Annotated in this window: 22 protein-coding genes; 10 read left to right on the top strand and 12 right to left on the bottom strand. The window is 67.9% G+C overall.

Going from position 1 to position 18,730, the window contains the following annotated elements; genetic code table 11:
* Positions 1 to 462 precede the first annotated feature (462 nt).
* On the bottom strand, positions 463 to 1,056 hold the full coding sequence (locus ACUXVE_RS19700) for a mechanosensitive ion channel family protein (RefSeq protein ID WP_025879067.1): 594 nt from the start codon (positions 1,054 to 1,056) through the stop codon (positions 463 to 465).
* Positions 1,057 to 1,091: 35 nt separating this feature from the next.
* Entirely contained in the window at positions 1,092 to 1,271 is a 180-nt protein-coding gene (locus ACUXVE_RS19695; protein WP_032977115.1) for a hypothetical protein, read from the bottom strand.
* 126 nt (positions 1,272 to 1,397) lie between these two features.
* Between ACUXVE_RS19695 and ACUXVE_RS19690 the strand changes: the two genes are divergently transcribed.
* From ACUXVE_RS19690 to ACUXVE_RS19680, 3 genes are read left to right on the top strand one after another with little or no spacing between them, the layout of a single operon-like run.
* Positions 1,398 to 1,976 (top strand): RNA polymerase sigma factor, encoded by a 579-nt coding sequence (locus ACUXVE_RS19690; RefSeq protein WP_445514998.1) that lies wholly within the window; start codon positions 1,398 to 1,400, stop codon positions 1,974 to 1,976.
* Positions 1,973 to 2,497, top strand: a complete 525-nt coding sequence (locus ACUXVE_RS19685) for a hypothetical protein (protein ID WP_093821121.1) — start codon at positions 1,973 to 1,975, stop codon at positions 2,495 to 2,497. The genes ACUXVE_RS19690 and ACUXVE_RS19685 overlap by 4 nt, the downstream gene beginning before the upstream one ends.
* Positions 2,498 to 2,509: 12 nt before the next feature.
* On the top strand, positions 2,510 to 3,388 hold the full coding sequence (locus ACUXVE_RS19680) for a DUF4097 family beta strand repeat-containing protein (RefSeq protein WP_117310986.1): 879 nt from the start codon (positions 2,510 to 2,512) through the stop codon (positions 3,386 to 3,388).
* Positions 3,389 to 3,437: 49 nt separating this feature from the next.
* On the opposite strand, the gene ACUXVE_RS19675 is transcribed toward ACUXVE_RS19680, so the two are convergent.
* The 3 genes from ACUXVE_RS19675 to ACUXVE_RS19665 form a co-directional block, all read right to left on the bottom strand.
* Positions 3,438 to 3,620 (bottom strand): hypothetical protein, encoded by a 183-nt coding sequence (locus ACUXVE_RS19675; protein WP_025879072.1) that lies wholly within the window; start codon positions 3,618 to 3,620, stop codon positions 3,438 to 3,440.
* Positions 3,621 to 3,631: 11 nt separating this feature from the next.
* Entirely contained in the window at positions 3,632 to 3,925 is a 294-nt protein-coding gene (locus tag ACUXVE_RS19670) for a YkgJ family cysteine cluster protein (RefSeq protein WP_051501656.1), read from the bottom strand.
* 230 nt (positions 3,926 to 4,155) lie between these two features.
* The gene (locus tag ACUXVE_RS19665; protein ID WP_093821125.1) at positions 4,156 to 5,517 is read right to left on the bottom strand and encodes an Hsp70 family protein; all 1,362 of its coding nucleotides are present in this window, start codon (positions 5,515 to 5,517) and stop codon (positions 4,156 to 4,158) included.
* Positions 5,518 to 5,696: 179 nt separating this feature from the next.
* On the opposite strand from ACUXVE_RS19665, the gene ACUXVE_RS19660 reads away from it, so the two are divergent.
* On the top strand, positions 5,697 to 6,032 hold the full coding sequence (locus ACUXVE_RS19660; protein ID WP_025879075.1) for a zinc ribbon domain-containing protein YjdM: 336 nt from the start codon (positions 5,697 to 5,699) through the stop codon (positions 6,030 to 6,032).
* 7 nt (positions 6,033 to 6,039) lie between these two features.
* Here the strand turns inward: ACUXVE_RS19660 and ACUXVE_RS19655 are convergent, their stop codons facing one another.
* Entirely contained in the window at positions 6,040 to 7,197 is a 1,158-nt protein-coding gene (locus ACUXVE_RS19655; protein ID WP_445514997.1) for a tetratricopeptide repeat protein, read from the bottom strand.
* 229 nt (positions 7,198 to 7,426) lie between these two features.
* On the opposite strand from ACUXVE_RS19655, the gene ACUXVE_RS19650 reads away from it, so the two are divergent.
* From ACUXVE_RS19650 to ACUXVE_RS19635, 4 genes are all read left to right on the top strand, one after another.
* Complete coding sequence (locus ACUXVE_RS19650; RefSeq protein ID WP_093821129.1) at positions 7,427 to 8,029, top strand: HD domain-containing protein; 603 nt, start codon at positions 7,427 to 7,429, stop codon at positions 8,027 to 8,029.
* A gap of 49 nt (positions 8,030 to 8,078) precedes the next feature.
* Positions 8,079 to 8,258 carry an oxidoreductase-like domain-containing protein gene (locus tag ACUXVE_RS19645; protein ID WP_032952129.1) on the top strand — a complete coding sequence of 60 codons (180 nt, stop codon included), beginning with the start codon at positions 8,079 to 8,081 and terminating at the stop codon, positions 8,256 to 8,258.
* Positions 8,255 to 8,872: a DUF998 domain-containing protein gene (locus ACUXVE_RS19640; protein ID WP_222388608.1), complete on the top strand. Its 618-nt coding sequence runs from the start codon at positions 8,255 to 8,257 to the stop codon at positions 8,870 to 8,872. The genes ACUXVE_RS19645 and ACUXVE_RS19640 overlap by 4 nt, the downstream gene beginning before the upstream one ends.
* A gap of 96 nt (positions 8,873 to 8,968) precedes the next feature.
* Positions 8,969 to 10,303 carry a virulence factor family protein gene (locus ACUXVE_RS19635; protein ID WP_445514996.1) on the top strand — a complete coding sequence of 445 codons (1,335 nt, stop codon included), beginning with the start codon at positions 8,969 to 8,971 and terminating at the stop codon, positions 10,301 to 10,303.
* 94 nt (positions 10,304 to 10,397) lie between these two features.
* Here ACUXVE_RS19635 and mprF read toward each other — a convergent pair whose 3' ends face one another.
* Positions 10,398 to 12,962, bottom strand: a complete 2,565-nt coding sequence (gene mprF, locus ACUXVE_RS19630; protein ID WP_032977132.1) for a bifunctional lysylphosphatidylglycerol flippase/synthetase MprF — start codon at positions 12,960 to 12,962, stop codon at positions 10,398 to 10,400.
* Positions 12,963 to 13,154: 192 nt separating this feature from the next.
* Between mprF and ACUXVE_RS19625 the strand changes: the two genes are divergently transcribed.
* Complete coding sequence (locus ACUXVE_RS19625) at positions 13,155 to 13,502, top strand: RidA family protein (protein WP_025879081.1); 348 nt, start codon at positions 13,155 to 13,157, stop codon at positions 13,500 to 13,502.
* An 82-nt stretch (positions 13,503 to 13,584) separates the two neighbouring features.
* Here ACUXVE_RS19625 and ACUXVE_RS19620 read toward each other — a convergent pair whose 3' ends face one another.
* The gene (locus ACUXVE_RS19620; protein ID WP_445514995.1) at positions 13,585 to 13,959 is read right to left on the bottom strand and encodes a hypothetical protein; all 375 of its coding nucleotides are present in this window, start codon (positions 13,957 to 13,959) and stop codon (positions 13,585 to 13,587) included.
* A 157-nt stretch (positions 13,960 to 14,116) separates the two neighbouring features.
* On the opposite strand from ACUXVE_RS19620, the gene ACUXVE_RS19615 reads away from it, so the two are divergent.
* Positions 14,117 to 14,404, top strand: coding sequence for a hypothetical protein (locus tag ACUXVE_RS19615; RefSeq protein WP_222388610.1), 288 nt, complete (start codon positions 14,117 to 14,119; stop codon positions 14,402 to 14,404).
* Positions 14,405 to 14,744: 340 nt separating this feature from the next.
* On the opposite strand, the gene rnfB is transcribed toward ACUXVE_RS19615, so the two are convergent.
* The 4 genes from rnfB to ACUXVE_RS19595 form a co-directional block, all read right to left on the bottom strand.
* Entirely contained in the window at positions 14,745 to 15,158 is a 414-nt protein-coding gene (gene rnfB, locus ACUXVE_RS19610) for an Rnf electron transport complex subunit RnfB (RefSeq protein ID WP_032952130.1), read from the bottom strand.
* Between the two features lie 24 nt (positions 15,159 to 15,182).
* Positions 15,183 to 15,773, bottom strand: a complete 591-nt coding sequence (locus ACUXVE_RS19605) for an HAD family hydrolase (RefSeq protein ID WP_025879084.1) — start codon at positions 15,771 to 15,773, stop codon at positions 15,183 to 15,185.
* Positions 15,774 to 15,849: 76 nt separating this feature from the next.
* Positions 15,850 to 17,931 (bottom strand): methionine--tRNA ligase, encoded by a 2,082-nt coding sequence (gene metG / locus ACUXVE_RS19600; protein ID WP_100437219.1) that lies wholly within the window; start codon positions 17,929 to 17,931, stop codon positions 15,850 to 15,852.
* A gap of 102 nt (positions 17,932 to 18,033) precedes the next feature.
* Positions 18,034 to 18,483 (bottom strand): DUF2147 domain-containing protein, encoded by a 450-nt coding sequence (locus ACUXVE_RS19595; protein WP_025879086.1) that lies wholly within the window; start codon positions 18,481 to 18,483, stop codon positions 18,034 to 18,036.
* Positions 18,484 to 18,730: the final 247 nt, after the last annotated feature.

Here is an 18,730-nt window from a genome sequence, read left to right as displayed (position 1 = left end):
CGCCGGCTCTCGACACCTACGGTGCCAGATTCCAATCAGATAAGGCTTGGCCGCGGCATCCATGCCGCGGACACCCCGCAATCCGACACCGCCCCACCTCTGGCAGTTTCCTGATGTCTGTTGGATCCACGTTGCGCGTGGATGAATTTCGATGGAAATCAATATTTCGATATTGGATCGAAGAGCATCCACGCGTGGCGTGGATCTACGTGTCGACCAAGGTCGACACCTACCAACAGCAGCGGAGATATGTCGAAGGCGGGGTGGGGCCGGTGGCAGGGGCGTGAGCCGCATGGATGCGGCGACCGAGCTTACATGGACGTACTTGCAGCGGCCCCTGCCACCGGCCCCACCCCGCCATCCCACAGGAATGCCGCTGTTGCTGTTGCTGATGAGGTTGCCGGCCAGCGGCCGGCACTACAGCCTCTGCGGGTGCAGGGCGCAGCCCTGCCGAACACCCCCTCAGCCGTCGCCCTGGATGCCGCCAGGCGCCTGCGTCGGGTCGCGCCAGCGCCGCACCGTGCGCTGGAAGAACAGGTTGTTCGGCAGCTGCAGCACCGTGCCCTCGTGGCCGTTGCCGGTTTCCTGCAGCGTGGTGTAGATCAGGTTCACGTCGATCACCCGGCCCTTCAGCCCGGGCTTTTCGCCGTTCTCCAGCACTTCGATGTAGTCATGCAGGCGGAACGGTCGCGTGGTGAAGATCAGCAGCGTGCAGAAGATGTTGGACAGCACGCTCCAGGCCGCGAAGAACGCCACCGCGCCCACCGCAGCAAAACCGGTGAAGGCCGTCCACAGCACCGATGGCGATGCACCGAGCAGGCTGAGGATGTACAGCACCGCGCTGAAATAGACCACGAAGCTGGTGATCCGGCGCGCGCCCATCACCATTTCCGGCGGCAGCGTGTAATGGTCGGCGAAGCGGCGGATCAGGCGCCGCGCCAGCACCCGTAGCAGCCAGGCGGCGAGCAGGGTGATCAGGATCTGCAGGGCGATCCCGATGTCATGCAGCCAGGGGTGGGTCCAGGCGGGCAGGTGGTCCTTCAGCGACAACATCATGGGGCGACAACGTGTGACGGAAACGGGGCTTGATGTTACCCGGCGCGTGTCGACGTTTCGACCGCCTGCGCCCAGGCAAGGCAGACAAGGTCCTGCTTGTGCTGCTGCAGGCAGGCGCGGCCGCTTTCGGCACGCCAGTGCAGGGAAACGTCGAACGCCTGCAGCAGCATGCAGGCCGCGATCGCCAGCAGGGCGGCGCAGGAAGGGCTGGACATGGGAGGCTCCTGGCCGGGCAGGCCTGCGGGGGACCTGTGATGGATGCAGCCAGGCGCGAAAAGGTTGCAACCGAAAAACGCTCCGGAAGCTCTAAACCTTTTTCCGGCGGGCCGCATCCAACGGATATGCTCGACACCACCATGCCCGCGCCGCCTGCCGCCAACGACGTCGTCGACGAAACCGCCTTGGTACGTGCAGCGGCGGCCGGCGATACCGCTGCCTATGAACAGCTGTATCGGCAGCATGCGCCGCGGGTGTTTGCCACCCTGTGGCGGCTGTGTGGCGGGCAGCAGGCGCGTGCCGAGGATGCACTGCAGGAAGCGTTCCTGCAGGCATGGAAGGCACTGCCCGGCTTTCGTTTCGAGAGCAGCCTGTCGACCTGGCTGCATCGGTTGGGGGTGAACGCCGCGCTGATGGAACTGCGCGGTCGTGCCGCCGGGTATGACCACGACAGCCTGGACGAGGTGGACGGTGGGCTGCCGGAGATGGCGGTGCATGACGGCTGCGCCGGCACCGAACGCGACCTGGAGCGCGCGTTGGCCACCCTGCCGCCGCGCGCGCGTGCGGTCTTGGTGCTGCACGATATCGAAGGCTGGAAACACCATGAAATCGCCGGCCAGCTGCAGATGGCAGTCGGTAGTTCCAAAGCACAGCTGCATCGCGCGCGTGGCCTGCTGCGCGCGCGCCTGGGAGACATGACATGAGTACGCACGACCCCGATCACGACCTGCTGGCGCGCCTGCGCGCCCTTCCCGCGCAACGCAGCGCCCCGGCTGATGGCTGGGAACGCCTGTCGGCGCGGTTGCCACCTCGCGAACCGGTTGCCGTGCAGGCGCCGGTGGACAACGTGGTGGCCTTGCCACTGCGCACCCGTCGACGCTGGTGGCTGCCGGTTGGCGCGGCGTTGGCAGCCAGCCTCGCGCTCTACGCGGTGGCGCCGTGGCGGCACGCGCCCGAGTTGCTGCCTGCACCCAGCGGCCTGCAGCTGCAGGCCGATGCGATGACCGAACAGTACCGGCAGGCAGTGGCGTCGCTGCCTGATGGCACTGCGCCGGAGTGGCAGCCCGCGCTGCATGAACTGGATCGCAGTGCGGAACAGATCCGCGCCGCGATGGCGCAGGACCCGCGTGCGCCGCACCTGCTTGGACAGCTCAAGCGGACCTATGCGCTGCGGCTCGAACTGACCCGGCAGGCGGCCCAGGCCGCCTCCGGTCTGACAACCTGAGGAGATCCCCCGATGCGAACCCTTTTCCCTCTCTGCGCGGCCCTGCTGCTGGTGCCCGCCATGGCGCTGGCCGATACACGCGTCGATGAACGCCACAATGTTGCTGCAGGCGGCCGCATCGAACTGAGCAACGTCGCTGGCAAGGTAACCGTACGCGGCTGGGACCGCAATGACGTGCAGCTCACCGGCACGCTCAGCGACGGCCTGCAGCTGCGCCAGGAAAAGAGTGCCAACCGGGTGCGCTGGGAAATCGAGTATCCGCGACGCGGCAACAGCGGTGGCGCGACCTTGACCCTCAACGTGCCGCGCTCGGTGGAGCTGCTGCTGAGCACGGTCAGTGCCGACCAGGACATCAGTGGCGTGGACGTGCGGCGGCTGCAGGCCGACACTGTCAGTGGCAACCTTGCCGCCGCCGGTCGTAGTGGCGACAGCGTGCTCAATACGGTCAGCGGCAATGTCACTGCGCGGTTGCAGACCCCGCGGCTGGACGTGAACACGGTCAGCGGACGGATCGAGGCCGGCGGGGGCGTTTCCGGGGAGATCGGGGCGCAGACGGTGTCTGGCCGGGTAGGCGTCGATGCTGGTCGCATCCAGCGCCTGGTGGTGGAGACGGTATCCGGAGGCATCGACCTGTCGGCGACCGCCCTGGCACCAGGCGGGCGCATCAACGTCGAGTCGGTCAGTGCCTCGGTCAGCCTGCGCCTGCCGCGCACGGTGTCGGCGCAGCTGTCAGTGAACAGCTTCAGCGGGTCGATCAACAGCGACGCCGGCAAGGTGGAGCGGCCGCGCTATGGGCCAGGCAGCAGCTTGGATGCGCGGCTGGGCAGCGGCGACGGCGATATCCGCGTGCAGTCGCACTCGGGCAGTGTGCAGGTGCGCCTGGACCGCTGAGCGCGGCCCGGCAGGCCGCGGCGGCAGCGCCGCCGCGGTCGGGGGAGGGTCAGCTGGCTTTCTTCAGCGCCCAGGTGGTACCGAGAACTTCAATCTTGCCACCGCTCTTGCGGAACGCGGCCAGGTCGGAGGCGATCGAGTCGCTGTTGACCACGGTGCTGGCGGATGCGCCCTTGCGTTCGCTGCGGATGCTGTTGCTGGCCTTCGCGGGGGTCTTTGCCTTGCGGGGCATGGTTGCTCCTGTCAGGTGGAAGGGGAGGAAAGTGCGCAGGATTCAGCCTGGCGCAGGTAGTCCTGCCGCTCGCGGCGGCAGTCGTCGCCGCCCATCGAAAACTGGCGGCAGATCGCCGGGCGCTGCGAATAGATCGTGCAGCGCAGGTGATACGGATCGATCGCCGCGCACCAGCCTTCCTCGTTGCGCGCCATCACGGCACGGCCGTGTGCATCGCGCGACAGGAACTGGCCGGGCACGTGGTCGCCGGGCTGCAGCAGGACCGGCAACCGGCAACAGACCGCGTCACAACGGCGGCAGTCGATGGGTGCTGGTTCAGCGTCAGGTTGTACGGCCACAGGGGCCTGGCGGGTGCCCAAAGCGGGTCTCGATGGCGGCTCGGGTAATACGCGGACCATGATCGAGCCAGAGGGCATGGTCGCCAGACCCGCTGGGCGGGTCAGGCTGCACCATGGGTACACACACCGGCGAGGCCAGCGGAAGGTGCAGCGGTTTTCTAGCCGGCCAAGGGTAGCTCAGACCGCGTAACGTTTTGTTAATCCCGGCTGGCTGCCGCCAGCGCGAGGCCCTGGACGACCCCCAGCGAGGGCTCGCCGTGCACCATCCGGGCGCCCGGGAACGCCTCGGCAGCGGCCTGCCGCAGGTAGCCGGCGCGGGACATGCCGCCGGTCAGGAATACCGCGTCAGGGTCGCCGCCGATGTCATTGCGGACCTGGGCCAGCAGTTCGCGGATCTGGCTCAGGTAGCCATGGGCGGCGGCGGCCAGGCCGTCGGCGCTGTTGTCCACGTGCAGGTCGCGGGCGATGTAGTCCAGCGTGCTGCGGTGTTCGCTGGCACCGCTGAGGGCGATCTTGGCGCGCTCGACATCGCGGTACAGGCGGGCGGTGTTGCCGGTGTCCTGCAGCGCCTGCAGGCGCGCGCCCCACGGCGCGTCGACGTTGTCGTAGTTGTGCTGGCGGAACTCGCGCTGGCGGGTCATGTCCTGCACGGTGGCCGCTTCCACGTAGTGGTGGGTGGGCACGCGGGTGATGCCGCGGCCGAACAGCGGCATGTAACCGGACAGGCTCAGGGCCAGGTCGATATCGGTGCCGCCGCGGGCAATACCCCAGGCACGGTGGATGCGCGGTGCCTGGCTGCCGCCCACTTCGGCGTGGGCGATATCGGTGGTGCCGCCGCCGATATCGACGATCACCGCCTGATGGCGATCGCGGCTTTCAGCGTGGTAATGCATCGCTGCGGCGGCAGGCTCTTCAAGGAAATCGATGTGGTCGAAGCCGGCCTGGCTGGCCGCTTCGCGCAGGATGTCCAGGGCCTGGTCGTTGCCGGCCTCGCCGATCGAGCTGCGGAACTGCACCGGGCGGCCGAGCAGGGCGCTGCGCAGCGGCTGGCCGACCTGGGCGCTGGCGGTCAGGCGGATGTGTTCGAGGATGTGCGCGGCAATGCCGGTGATGGTCTGCCGCGCGCGTGGGTGCAGGTTGTAGCCGAGCATGGACTTCGGGCTCTGCACGAGGTTGCCTTCGTGCTCCTCGAAATACGCTTCCAGCGCGTCGTCGCCATAGACGGCGTTCTGCAGCAGGTCGCTGGCGCTGCGTTCCTTTCCGGCGCGAGCCTCCATCCATTCCCGGCGCAGGGCGCGCAGTGCCTCGCGGCGCAGGGCCTGTGGCGTGCGCTCCTGGCCAGCGGCGCGGGCCGCGCGAGCGGCGCTGTCGATCAGCTGCTGCAGTTCGTGTTCCTGCCCGGCGTCGAGCTGGAAATCGTCCGGGTCGGGCACCACGCCGGGGAAGTACACGCTGGTGCGGAACTGTTCGGCCTCGCCGAAGCGGATCGGCAGCAGCGTCCCATCACGCACGATGGCGGCGGCGGAGTTGCTGGTACCGAAGTCGATGCCGAGGCGCATGGGGAGGTCCGGGGGACGATCAGGGGCCGCGCACTCTGCTGGAGTTTGCCGCGCGCTGCAAGTTCCGGTGCCTGCCTCGGGCGGGCGGGGCGAGGTCCGGTCCGGACCGACGCCGGAAAATGAACGAAAAGGCAGGGCGGTTACAATGGCCGCTGTTGATTCATTTTGAGGTACTTGCAATGTCTTCTGTTCCCGCCTGCCCGCAGTGCACCCTGGAAAACACCTATGCCGATGGCGCGCTGTGGATCTGTGCCGACTGCGGCTTCGAATGGACGGCCGAAGAAGGTACCGGTTCGACCCTGGTCGTGCGTGACAGCAACGGCAATACCCTGCAGACCGGCGACACCGTCACCGTGATCAAGGACCTGAAGGTCAAGGGTTCTTCGATCCCGCTCAAGCAGGGCACCGTGATCCGCAACATCCGCCTGGTCGAAGACGATGCCGAGCACATCGAGGGCAACTCGGACAAGATCAAGGGGCTGGTGCTGAAGACCTGCTTCCTCAAGAAGGCCTGATCGCGCCTCAGCGCTTGGCCTGCTGCGCTCGCCAGCGGGCCAGGCTGTCCAGCTTGGCCTGGTAGCGGGCCTGCTGCGTTGAACCGCCCAGTTCCTGCGCCCGCAGCAGCTCGCGGTCTGCACGCTGCAGCCGGCCCGTCAGGAAATACACCCGCGCCAGGCCGAAGTGGAACTGGTGCGCGGTGTCGTACAGGCGTACCGCCCGCCGGTAGTACGTGATCGCCTTGTCCAGGTCGCCAGCGCGTTCGGCCTGGGCACCCTGCATGTACTGCGCGAACGGGTCCTCGCGCTGCACCGACTGCAGCTTCTTCTGCATGGCCTGCGCCTGCGCCGTCATGCCCAGCTTGCGATAGAGCGCACTGGCGTTGTTCAGCGCTGCGCTCTGGCGCCCGTCCAGGCGCAGTGCCGTGTCCAGCGCAGTGCGGGCCGCCTGGTCATCGCCCAGGCGGTTGTCGAGCACGCCGAGGTTGTTCCACGTCGGGGCGAACTCCGGGTCCTGCCCCAGCGCGGCATCGAAGAAGGCACGTGCTCCGCTCAGGTCGCCATCGGCCAGCTGCTCCGCGCCCCGGTTGTTGTAGTAGTGCGCCAGCGCCCGTTCGCGGCCGATGGGCTGCGGCCCGTGGCGGTCGTACAGCACGTTGCGGTCCAGGTCGACCGTACCGTAGCGGCCGCCGACATCCACGCCAGCGTTGACGTGCCCGACGTTGTAGACCACGCCCTGGTCCTGGTCCTGGTACCACGACACCACCTGGCCGACTTCCTGTACCCGCGCCTGGATGCCGGCCTCACGGGCCAGGGTGACAAACAGCAGGGTGAAGGCGAGGCAGTTGGCACGCTGGTGCTGCCAGATCTCGCTGATGGTGTAGGTTGCATCGGCGTCGTACTGCAGGTCCAGGCCATGCTGGCTGAAGATCATTTCCACCAGCGCCTGCAGGCGCTGGTCACGCGAATAGCTGCGGCTGATCACCTGCTTCTGCAGCATCTCGCGCATCGCCGGCGGGATCGCGAACACCTGTTCGGGTGTCGGCACGCTGGCGGCGGTGACCTTTACGGTGGAGATGGTCGGGATGGCTGGCGCGGCAGCCGGCGCATCCTGCGCAGACAGGGCGGGGGCGCCGAGTGCGAGCAGTGACAGGAGAAAGCATCGGGCGGCAAGGCGGCGCATGACGGTTTCCGGCAGCGGCGGGCGCTCCCGCCTGCGGCCAGTGTAGACCTGCATGTGGCGGTCCGCATCCACCGGCGATCAGCGCTGCGCTTCGTCCACAGCCGGTGTGGACCAGCACGCGACAAACCTGTGGACAACTGCCCTGCGCCCTTGGCCGGCACGGGATGTGAGTGGATGGTGAAAAAACCGCCAGCTTGCCCGGCGGTGCCAAGGGCGGGATCATCCCCGCATGGACTTCGCCCCGCTGACCCTCGCTCCCGCGCATTGGCAGGCTCTGCAGGATGCCTATGCGACGCCACCGCGCGCCTACCACCACTTCGGCCATGTGCGCGCGGTCCTTCAGCATTGCCAGGAGGTGGCTGCAGGTCCGGGCTGGCAGCAGCCGGCCGAAGTCTATCTGGCAGTGCTGTACCACGATGCGATCTACCAGGCCGGCCGCAAGGACAACGAGGCCAGGTCGGCCGCGCTGGCCCTGCAGGCGATTGCGGACTGGCCCGAGTTGGCATCGGTCGATGCCGGCCGGGTCGAGCAGTTGATCCTGCTCACCGCCTGCCATGGCGAGCTGGGCCCGGCCGATGTGGATGCCGAAGCGGCGCTGTTCCTCGACTGCGACATGGCGATCCTGGCGGCACCCGAGGAGGTGTTTGCCGCGTATGACCGCGGCGTGGCCGAAGAGTACAAAGGCGTGGTGCCGGGCTTCCTGTACCGCGCCGGGCGCCGCCGCTTCCTGCAGGGGCTGCTGCGCGCGCCGCGGATCTTCCTCAGCGACTTTTTCGACCAGCAGCTTGATGCCGCCGCGCGAGCCAACCTGCGCCGCCAACTGGGCGCCTGAGCGCGCCGCTACACTACCCACCTGCCATTGCGTGGTGTTGTTTGCAGCCGTGACCGTCTCCGATACCCCTGCCGATCCCCGTCCGCTGCCGCCGGAAGAACCCGGTCCCAACGAGTGCTGCGGCAGTGGCTGCCCGTTGTGCGTGCTCGACCTGTACACCGAGGAGCTGCAGCGTTACCGCAAGGCGCTGGCTGAGTGGCTGGCACGGCATCCGGACGCTGGCCCATGACGCGGGCGCGTCCGGCCGCGACGCTGGCGCTGGTGGCACTGCTGTTGTTCGTGGCGACCGCGTTGTGGACGCAGTTCGCGCGGGCCGACCTGGATTGGGTGAAGGCCACCCTCAGCCTGTACCTGCATGGGCCGTGGGGCCTGGCGCTGCGCAGCGCCTACTGCCTGCTGGCACTGGCCATCGCCGTGCTCGGCATCGCGTTGTATCGGCACAGCGTGGGGCCGCGGCGCAGCGCAGCGGCACCGTTGTTGTTCTGCGTGGCCGCCGTTGGCCTGGCCACCGTCGCCATCGGTGACAGCTGGCTGCCTGCGGCAACGCCGTTGCTGGCGCCGTTGATCCACGGCCTGGCCGCCAATACCGCTTTCCTGTGCGCCAGCGTCGGCATGCTGCTGCAGGCCTGGTACCTGCGCCGCGAGCCAGGCTGGCGAGGCACTGCAGCGCTGTTGTGGGGCTGGGCATGGCTGGCCTTCGTGCTGCTGTGGGTACACGTGCTGTGGCGCGGTGGCCCACCGCGTGGGCTGGGGCAGAAACTGGTGATCGCGGTGATCGTCGGCTGGCTGCTGTGGTTGGCGCTGGCGCTGTATCGCCGTGGGCGTCCTGCCGGCACCCGCTGAATCAACCACCTGCCTGGGTGCAGGCCGCCTGTACCGGTACGTGCCGTGCACGCAGCGGCGGCGTATCGTGTGCGCATTCCAACGGGATGCAGAACGATGCGTGCAGGGCTGGGCAGGGCGATGGGACTGGTGTTGGCGCTGGCGGCGGTGCCAGCGATGGCGTCAGTGCAGCAGGTCAGCCATGGACGTTTCGATCAGGTGCCGGTGCATGTGCCGGCCGGTGCCCCGCAACGGGTGGTGATCTGGTTCCATGACGGCGCCGTTGCCGATGACAGCCGCCTGCCGATCGAAGCGCTGCGCGCCGATGGCGCACTGGTCGCATCGGTGGACGTAGCCCACCTGCGTGGCGTGCTCAAGCGCGAAGGCAACAGCAGCTGCGCGTTCGGGGCGGGCGATGTCGAGAATTTCTCGCGTTGGGTACAGGCGTTCCTGCATCTGCCGGGGTATCACCTGCCGTTGGTCGGCGGCAGCGGCGAAGGCGCCGAACTGGCCTATGCGCTGGCAGCACAGGCAGACACCCAGGTCTTTGCCGGCCTGCTGACCTCGGGTTTCTGCCCGGCACACGCGCACGAGCGCATGGTCTGCGGTGATGGCGTGAAGCACGACCGCCTGCAGCCCAGCGAACTGAATTTCCCGTGGTTGAACGCGGCCGGTGCGCCTGGCTGCGCGACCGATGCGGCTGGCCCGTTCGTGCAGCAGGTTGCAATGGCGCGTGAATTCAAGCGCACCGCCGCTGGCGATGCGACCCCGGGGCTGGTGGCGGCCGCGCGGGTGATCGGCGCGCAGGCCGGGGTCGCGCTGGCACCGCCGCCGGATGCCCTGAAGGGGCTGCCGATAGTGGAAGTGCCGGCGCAGGGCAGCGGTGACACCTTGGCGGTGTTCGTTTCCGGCGATGGCGGCTGGGCTGGCCTGGACAAGGACGTGGCCGGCGCTCTGGCCGAACATGGCGTGGCGGTGGTTGGCCTCGATTCACTGCGTTACTTCTGGAGCGAACGCACGCCGCAGGGATTCGCTGTCGATCTGCAGAAGATCATCGGCCACTACCGCCAGCATTGGCAGCGCGACAAGGTGATGCTGATCGGTTTCTCGCAGGGCGCCGACGTGCTGCCGGCCACCATCAACCAGCTGGATGCAGGCACCCGCGCCGGCCTCGAACGCATCGTGCTGCTGTCGGTGGGCAGGAACGCCGACTTTGAATTCCATGTCAGCAACTGGCTGGGCGGCGGTGGCGGCGGCCTGCCGATCGCGCCGGAAGTGGCGAAGCTGCCGGCGGCCAGGACCCTGTGCGTGTACGGCGACAAGGACGAGGATGCGCTGTGCCCCGATCTGCCGGGCAACGACGGCGTGCACAAGGTCAAGTTGCCGGGTGACCATCACTTCGGCGGTGACTACGATCGCCTGGCCGAGGTGATCCTCAAGGGCGGCGCGTAATCGGCCTCATTGGACCACCGCCGGGCATGGCCCGGCGCTACCCGTGCGGACGATCCATCAGGTAGCGCCGGGCCATGCCCGGCGGATCGGGGCGTCAGTTGCGTCGCGGGTCCAGCGAGATCAGCCGCGTGGCATCCAGCAGGGCGGCGGGCAGATGCATGCCGCCGGGCGCGGCCAGGTAGCGCGGTCGCCACTGCGGATCGAACTTCGACTTGAACCTGCGCAGGCCGCTGAAGCCATAGAAGCGCTCACCATGCCGTGCGAGCAGGCCGGCCAGGCGGTTCCAGCGACCGGCCAGACGGTGCTGGGCCAGGCCGGACAGCGGCGCCATGCCCAGCGAGAACCGTGCGTAGCCCTGCGCGCGGCCCCACAGGAACAGCTCGATGAACAGGAAATCCATCGTGCCCTTCGGTGCATCGCTGACATGACGCATCAGATCCACCGACAGTTCGGCGCCCGCCGGTGCCTGCCACAGGTTGGCAAAGGCCACGATCCGACCTTCAGCTTCGACCAGGGCGATCGGGAAACGCACGAGATAATCCGGGTCGTAGCTGCCCAGCGAGAAGCCCTTCTCGTCGCCTGACTTGTCCTCCAGCCAGGCGTTGGAAATGGCATGCAGGCGTGGCAGCAGGGCAGGGATCTCTTCCGCCGGTGCTACGCGGAAGGACAGCCCGCCGCGCTTGCCGCGGTTCCAGGCTTGCCGCAGGTCGGCACGCTCGCGGCCTTCCAGACCGAAGTCGTGCAGCGGCACCATGGCCTCTTCGCCCAGCTTGACCAGGCCCAGGCCGAGATCGAGATAGGTCTGCCAATACGCCTCACCCACCTGGTAGAACACCGGGCGCAGTCCGAGCCGGTCGGCTTCTTCGCGGAAGCGCCAGATCAGTGCGCGCGCCACCTCCGGTGGCCCGACCGGATCGCCCATCGCGATCAGCGAGCCGCCGTAGCGCTGCATCATCACAAAGCCCTTGTGCTGCTCATCGCGCAGCACCGCCTTGTCGGCAGTCAGCACCAGGCAGGCCTGGGTGTCGGTGGCACCGGCCAGCACCGGTGCCAGCGCCTGCAGGGTTGCGTCGTCGGCAGGCGGCAGCGGGCTGCGCGTGCTGTGCAGCAGCCGCGCCAGGCCGAACATCACCAGCGCCATCGCCACCAGCAGCAGTGCACGCAGCGCGCGCGGCGCATTGCCGGACACGGCGAACTGCCACCACAGCTCGTTCTGGTATTCGACGTGGCTGTAAGTGAAGAACAGCAGCCACGTCACCGCCACCAGCACCAGGCCGAGGTTGCGCAGCCATGGCCACGACCAGGCTTCGTCCAGCAGCGCGCCCTGGCGATAGAACTCGCGACGTGCTGCCCACAGCGCCATCGCCACCAGCAACGCCGACAAGGCGATCAGCGGTTGGCCACCGCGCAGCCAGATCGGCAGCGGCGCGATCACGCAGATCGCCATCGCCAGCATCCAGGCTGCGTGGCTGCGGCGGGCCAGGCCCTGGCCGATCAGCAGCAGGGCGACGCCGGCCAGGCTGCCGATCAGGTGCGAGGTTTCCAGGATCGGCAGCGAGGCATTGATCAGGTGCCGTCGCGGTGTGGGCAGGGTGCCGTCGATGACCAGCGCGGCACCGACACTGAAGGCGGCCAGCGCGATGATCTGCGGCAACCACGGACGCAGCGCGTACCAGCCGGCGCGAGTGGCACCTGCGCTGGCCTGCAGCGGCTGCCGCAGCGCGGGCGCCAGGGCCAGCACAGTCGCCAGCAGCAGCGGCAGCACGTAGTAGCTGACGCGGTAGATCAATGCCGCCGCCAGTACTGCAGCCGGCGCCACCTGCGGCAGCAGCTTCAGCAGGCTCCACTCGAACACGCCAAGGCCGGCCGGTACCGTCGACACCAGGCCGGCCAGCACGGCCACCAGATACAGGCCGACGAAACCGGGCAGGCCGGTCGGCGTGGAATCGGGCAGCAGCACATAGAACGCGGCACTGGCCAGGACCAGTTCAACCACGCTCAACACGGTGACCCCGAGCATGGTGCGCCGGTCGGGCAGCCACAGGCCATGGCCGAAGATGCGGAACTGGCGACCGTTGCGGCCGACCAGGACGAAGGTGGCCGCATAGGCGAGCAGCGCGACGATGCCGACCACGCGCACCGCGCCGGGGTCCAACGGCAGCGCAAGCGCGGCAGCGGCCGGCTCCATGCACAGCGCAACGCCGATCAGCAGCCACGCGCCGAAGATGAAGCCGAGCGTGCTCATCAGCACCACCTGGCCGATCTGCGCCAGGTCCAGGCCGGCACTGCGGTAGCCGCGCAGGCGCACTGCGCCGCCGGTGAGGGCGGCAAAACCCACGGTCTGGCCCAGGGTGTGGGCGAGGAAGGCGGTGATGCCGATCCGTGCCGGGTGCACGCGGATGCCACTGCGGCGCAGGCCGATCGCATCGAAGCCGATCAGGCAGGCGTAGCTGGCCAGGCCAAGCAGCACGGTCAGCGCGATCTGCGCAGCGCTGAGCTCGCGGAAGGCCTGGCGGATGGCGCGGTAGCCATGCTCGTCGAATTCGCCGGCCAGCCCATGCAGGGCCAGCGCGAGGATCAGCAGCGGGACGACGATGGTGACGACCCGCTTCCAGGTCGGTGTGGAAGGGGAGGCAGTGGAATCGGTGGGTGCGGTCATCGGCGCAAGGGTGCGTCAGGAAGGGCGAGGGCGGTGTCAACGCAGGCGTGGCGCATCGTGCGCCTGTCCACGCCGTTTGACCAGCGCTGCCGCTGTGCTGGTGGTGGCGGTATCCAGTGGCCGCACCGGGCACACACTTCCAACGCCGGCTGGGTGAGAATGCAGTCCAGACCACCCGCAGGAGCCACGCCCATGATGGAGCGTTACGACGTCGGACCGCGCATGTCCGAGATGACCGTGTACAACAAGGTCGCCTACCTTTCCGGCCAGATTCCGGAAGACACCAGCCAGGACATCACCGGCCAGACCCGGCAGGTGCTGGCCGAGATCGACAAGCTGCTGGCGCTGGTGGCCAGTGACCGCCAGCACGTGCTGCGTGCGGAGATCTTCCTGGCCGACATGGCCGATTTCGAGGGCATGAACAAGGCGTGGGACGAGTGGGTGGTGGAGGGCGCGACCCCGGCCCGCGCCACGGTTGAAGCCAAGCTTGCGCACGCCGAATGGAAGGTCGAGATCATCGTTACGGCGGCAGTGCCGTAATGACCGGACAGGGGTCAGATCCTTTTTCCTCCGGAAAAGGGATCTGACCCCGTTTGCCGGGGGGCTGACGCTGCAACATCCGTTACAGCTGCGGCTGCAGTCGTGTGCTTGCCTGCGTGCACAAGGCCAGGCAGGCCAGCATCAGGCCTTCCATGACCCGGTCGCCGACGTACTCCTCCGGCGCGCCGTTCTGCCGGGTGCGTTCGGCGGCCAGCAGGACCTCCTGCACCACGCGCAGCCCGGCCAGCGCGCAATCGGCATCGGCCAGCGCCATGCACCGGCTGGGAAGTTGATGCCGCTCCGGCCACGGCTGACCGTCAGCGGCGGCGCCGGTACCGATGCGCCGCAGGGTCGCAACCAACGTGGTGGGATCAAGCGCTGGCGACGGTTCCGTGTCCTCGTCGGCGTCTGCCGGGCCGAGGTAGGCGTGCAGATGGGGCAAATCCGATGCGTTCATGGCAAGGCTCCGTGCAGGACAGACGGTAGCCGCCACTCAAAGGTGGCGGACGGAGACGTGGCTCGAAAACCGGCGTCGAACGCTCCGGCTGGCCCGAAGGCCCCCACGCCCCGCCCGCCATAGCCGGCAGACGGATTGCCAGCCGGCGCCACGCAAGGTGACGCCGGCTGGCAAGCGTAAACAACGTTCGACAAAACGGGTTTTCGAAGCCCGGCCACCTTTTTTCGGTGGCTCATCATCTGTAAACCTGCTGCTGCGCAATGCCAATCAGACGAGTTGCATTGCTCGCACCATCAAGACGCTTTCAGCATTTTTGCATGCTGTTGAAGGGCCTCAAGCGCAGCTGGCGCAGGGGGCGCGAATGATCGAGCAATCTGCGACAGACATCCTGATTCGGCAGTTGCCAGCGTGCGCAGGCAAGGTCGATTGCGACGAGGGTTCATGACATCGGACAGATAGTGCGGCCTAAGGTCCGCACCCACCAACACCCCAGCCATGGCATTGCAGTTGCTCGACCGTCCGCCACGGATATCTGTCGGGGGCTGGTGGGCGGGGGCAAGCGGGACCGTTGGCGCCATGGATGGCGCCATCGAGCCCCCATGGATGGGTTTACGGCGTGTCCCGCTTGCCCCCGCCCACCAGCCCAGATCCTGAAGCCCAGGCAGCCGATGCTCCCAGCCGTTGCCGTTGCCGTTGCCGTTGCCGTTGCGGTTGCCGTTGCCGTTGCTGTTGCTGTTGCTGTTGCTCTCAGCGCAACGCGACGCCGCGGCGTCGCAAAAAAAAACCTACACCAACACCAGCTCGATGCAATCCACCGGGCACGGTGGAATACACAACTCGCACCCCGTGCACAGATCGGCAATCACCGTGTGCATGTACTTTGCCCCGCCGACGATCGCATCCACCGGGCACGCCTGTATGCACTTGGTGCAACCGATGCAGTCAGCCTCCACGATCAATGCCACCTGCGGCGGCTTGTGCTCGCCCCGGCTGCGATCGAACGGCAACGCCGGCACACCCAGCACCTGCGCCAACGCCCGCGCACCGGCATCGCCGCCGGGCGGACAACGATCCACGCCAGCCTCGCCACGTGCCATCGCCTGCGCATACGGGCGACAGCCGTCGTAACCGCATTGCCCGCATTGGGTCTGCGGCAGCAAGCGGTCCAGGCGTTCGGTCAGGGGCGGAATCAGGCTCATGCGTGGCGAAGGCTGCGCGTTGGGTTACTTCAGGGGTTTGCCGCGGTACCAGCGCTCGTGCGCCAGGGCCAGCATCGGGCGATCCTCCGCGCTGTCACCGTAGGCATGGATGCGTGTGTAACGCGACAGGTCGAACTGGCGGCGGATGTGCTCGACCTTGCGCGGACCACAATCGCCACCGGCGTAGCGGCCGGTCAGGCGTCCGCTTTCGCTTTCCAGCCGATTGCAGATCAGCTGCAGGCCCAGTTGTTCGCACCACGGCCGCAGGTACAGGTCCAGTGAACCGGACACCACCACCACGGTGTGCTGCTGCTCCTTGTGCCAACGGATCTGCTCCAGCATTTCCGGGCGCACGACATCGGGCAGGAACTCGCGGGAGAAGCCCGCAGCCAGCGTCTCGATGTCATCGGCGTGGCGCTCGCTGAAGGTCAACCGGGTCACCCGTGCGCGGATGCGCTCGGCGGAGATCAGTTTCAGCTTGTAGGCCAGCAGCCACGGGCCGACTTTCCACCAGGCCTGTGCCAGCTGTTCGGCGGTGGCGACCCGGCGCAGGAAGCGGCCATAGGTGTCGCAGGTGGTGACAGTGTGGTCGAAGTCGAACAGCGCCAGTTCCAACGCAGCATCTCCCATCACGGTACCTCCCTTCGCGGTGCTCATGACCGGGCGCGGCCAGGGCCGCGCCCGTACTGCATCAACGAACCGGCATGCCCGGCTGCGCGCCGCTGTCGGCGTCCAGCAGCGCCAGCGCGCCGCCATCGAAACCGGCCGACAGGATCATGCCTTCGCTCAGGCCGAAGCGCATCTTGCGCGGTGCCAGGTTGGCGATGAACACCACGCTGCGGCCGACCAGCGCTTCCGGCTCGCCGTAGCTGGCGCGGATGCCGGAGAAGATCTGGCGCTTGCCGAGGTCGCCGGCATCCAGTTCGAAACGCAGCAGCTTGTCCGAGCCTTCCACGAACTCGCACACCAGCACCTTGCCGATGCGCAGGTCGAGCTTGGCGAAGTCGTCGATGCCGATGTAGGCCGGCGCGTCGGCGCTCTTTGCTTCGTCCTTGGCCACCACCGGTGCGGCAGGCTTGCTTGCTTCAACCTTGGCAGCGGGGGCGGCGGGGGCAGCGGCGGTCAGGGTGTCCTTGGAGGCGTCGATCATGGCGTCAATCTTCTTCGGGTCGATACGGGTGAACAGCGGGGTGTAGTCGGTGATGCGGTGGCCCAGCAGCGGCTGCGCCAGCTCGGTCCAGTCATTCACCGGCGCGGCCAGGAAGGCCTCGGCCTGCGCCGCGGTGGCCGGCAGCACCGGCTTCAGGGCGGTGACCAGTACGCGGAACAGGTTCAGGCCCTGGCTGCAGACCGCCTGCAGCTGCGCATCGGCGCCTTCCTGCTTGGCGATCACCCACGGCTTGACGTCGTCGATGTAGCGGTTGGCTTCATCGGCCAGGGTCATGGTCAGGCGGATCGCCGCGGCCGGGTCGTTGCGCTCGTACGCCTCACGGATCGGCGCCAGGCCATCGACGAAGCGCTGGTACTGCGCCGCGTCGGGCAGCTGCGCGGCCAACTGGCCATCGAAGCGCTTGCTGATGAAGCCGGCGCAGCGGCTGGCGAGGTTGACGAACTTGCCGACCAGATCGGCGTTGACGCGCGCGATGAAGTCGCCCAGGTTCAGGTCGAGGTCGTCGACGCCACCACCGGACTTGGCGGCGAAGTAGTAACGCAGTGCCTCCGGCTCCAGGCCGGCATCGAGGAACGTACGCGCCATCACGAAGGTGCCGCGCGACTTGCTCATCTTCGCGCCATCGACGGTCAGGTAGCCGTTGACGTGCAGGCGGGTCGGCGCGCGGTGGCCGGTGCCGTGCAGCACCGCCGGCCAGAACAGGCCGTGGAAATTGACGATGTCCTTGCCGAGGAAATGATGCAGCTCGGTGCTGGTGCCGGCGCGCAGATGCGCTTCGAAGTCCTCGCCGATCCTGCTGCACAGGGTCTGGAAGCTGGACAGGTAGCCGATCGGCGCGTCCAGCCAGACGTAGAAGTACTTGCCCGGCTGGCCGGGAATCTCGAAACCGAAGTACGGTGCATCGCGCGAGATGTCCCACGCACGCAGGCCGCCTTCGGCGTTGAGCCATTCACCCAGCTTGGCCTTCACGCCCGGCAGGGCGACATCGCCGGCCAGCCAGTCGCGCAGGAAGCCGTCGAAGTGGCCGACCTCGAAGAAGAAGTGCTCCGAATCGCGCATTTCCGGGGTTGCCCCGGAGATCACCGAGCGCGGCTCCTTCAGGTCGGTCGGCGCATAGGTGGCGCCGCAGACCTCGCAGTTGTCGCCGTACTGGTCGGCGCTGCCGCAGTTCGGGCAGATGCCCTTGACGTAGCGGTCGGGCAGGAACATGCCCTTGGCCGGGTCGTAGAACTGCGCCACCGAACGGCGGCTGATGTGGCCGGCCGCTTCCAGCTTCAGGTAGAACGCTTCGGTCAGCGCCTTGTTGGCAGCGGAGTTGGTCGAGTCGTAATGGTCGAAGGCGACGCCGAAAGCGGCGAAATCGCGCTCGTGGCTGGCCTGGATGTTGGCGATGAAGGTTTCCGGGGTGACCCCGGCCTTTTCCGCAGCCAGCATGATCGGCGTGCCGTGGGTGTCGTCGGCGCACACGAACCAGGCCTTGCCGCCACTCATTCGACGCGCCCGCACCCAGATGTCAGCCTGGATGTAGCCGACCAGGTGGCCCAGGTGCAGCGGGCCGTTGGCGTAGGGCAGGGCGGTGGTGACGAGCGCGGTACGGGTCATGGTCACGGGGTGCAGCCAGGGGGAACCGGGGATTATCGCATGCCCGCAACGCGGTGACCCGGCCGGAGCCGGGTCACCAGGGCATTGCCGGGGCCGTGACGCTTACTCGCGGACCCAGGTCTGCGCGCGGCAGATGAAGGCGATGCAGCCGGACACGTCCAGCTTGCCGCCACCCGGCTGCAGCTCGATCTTCGAGCGGTAGGTCTTGCCGTTGGCCGGGTCGAGGATGGTGCCACCGGACCACTTGCTGGTGGTGCCCTTGTCCTGGCTCAGGTTCCAGAGGATGGTCATGCCCTTCACCGGCTTGTTCTTGTTGGCGCCCTCGCAACCATCGCAGACCGGGTTCGGGCCCTTGTCCGAGTGCAGGATCTCGACCACCTTGCCGGACAGCGTGCCGTTGGCGGCCTGGCTGATCTCGACGATCGACTTCACTTTGCCGGTCTTGTCGTCGATGGTCTTCCAGCGGCCGGCGGCACTGTCGGCGGCCTGCGCGGAGAGCGCGGCCAGGCACAGCGGCAGCGCCAGCAGCAGGGTCTTGAAGGTCTTGCGCATGGTCCCCTCCCAGGGTTCATTCCGGCACGATGCCGGTACGGGTCGACTGTATACCCATTCGGCGGGGTATGGGGAAGGGGGGGCTTTGGCCGGGTTGCACCCGGCACCCGCAACTGCAACTGCAACAGCGTGCATTCCGTGGGATGGCGGGGTGGGGGGGGGGGGGGGGGGGGGGGGGCGGGGGTGGGGGGGGGGGGGGGGGGGGGGCGGGGGGCGCGGGCCCCCCCCCCCCCCCCCCCCCCCCCCC

The sequence above is a fragment of the Stenotrophomonas sp. 3(2025) genome, from assembly GCF_052665395.1.
The sequence above is the reverse complement of the archived record's forward strand: the minus strand, read 5'-3'. Positions and strand labels throughout refer to the sequence as shown.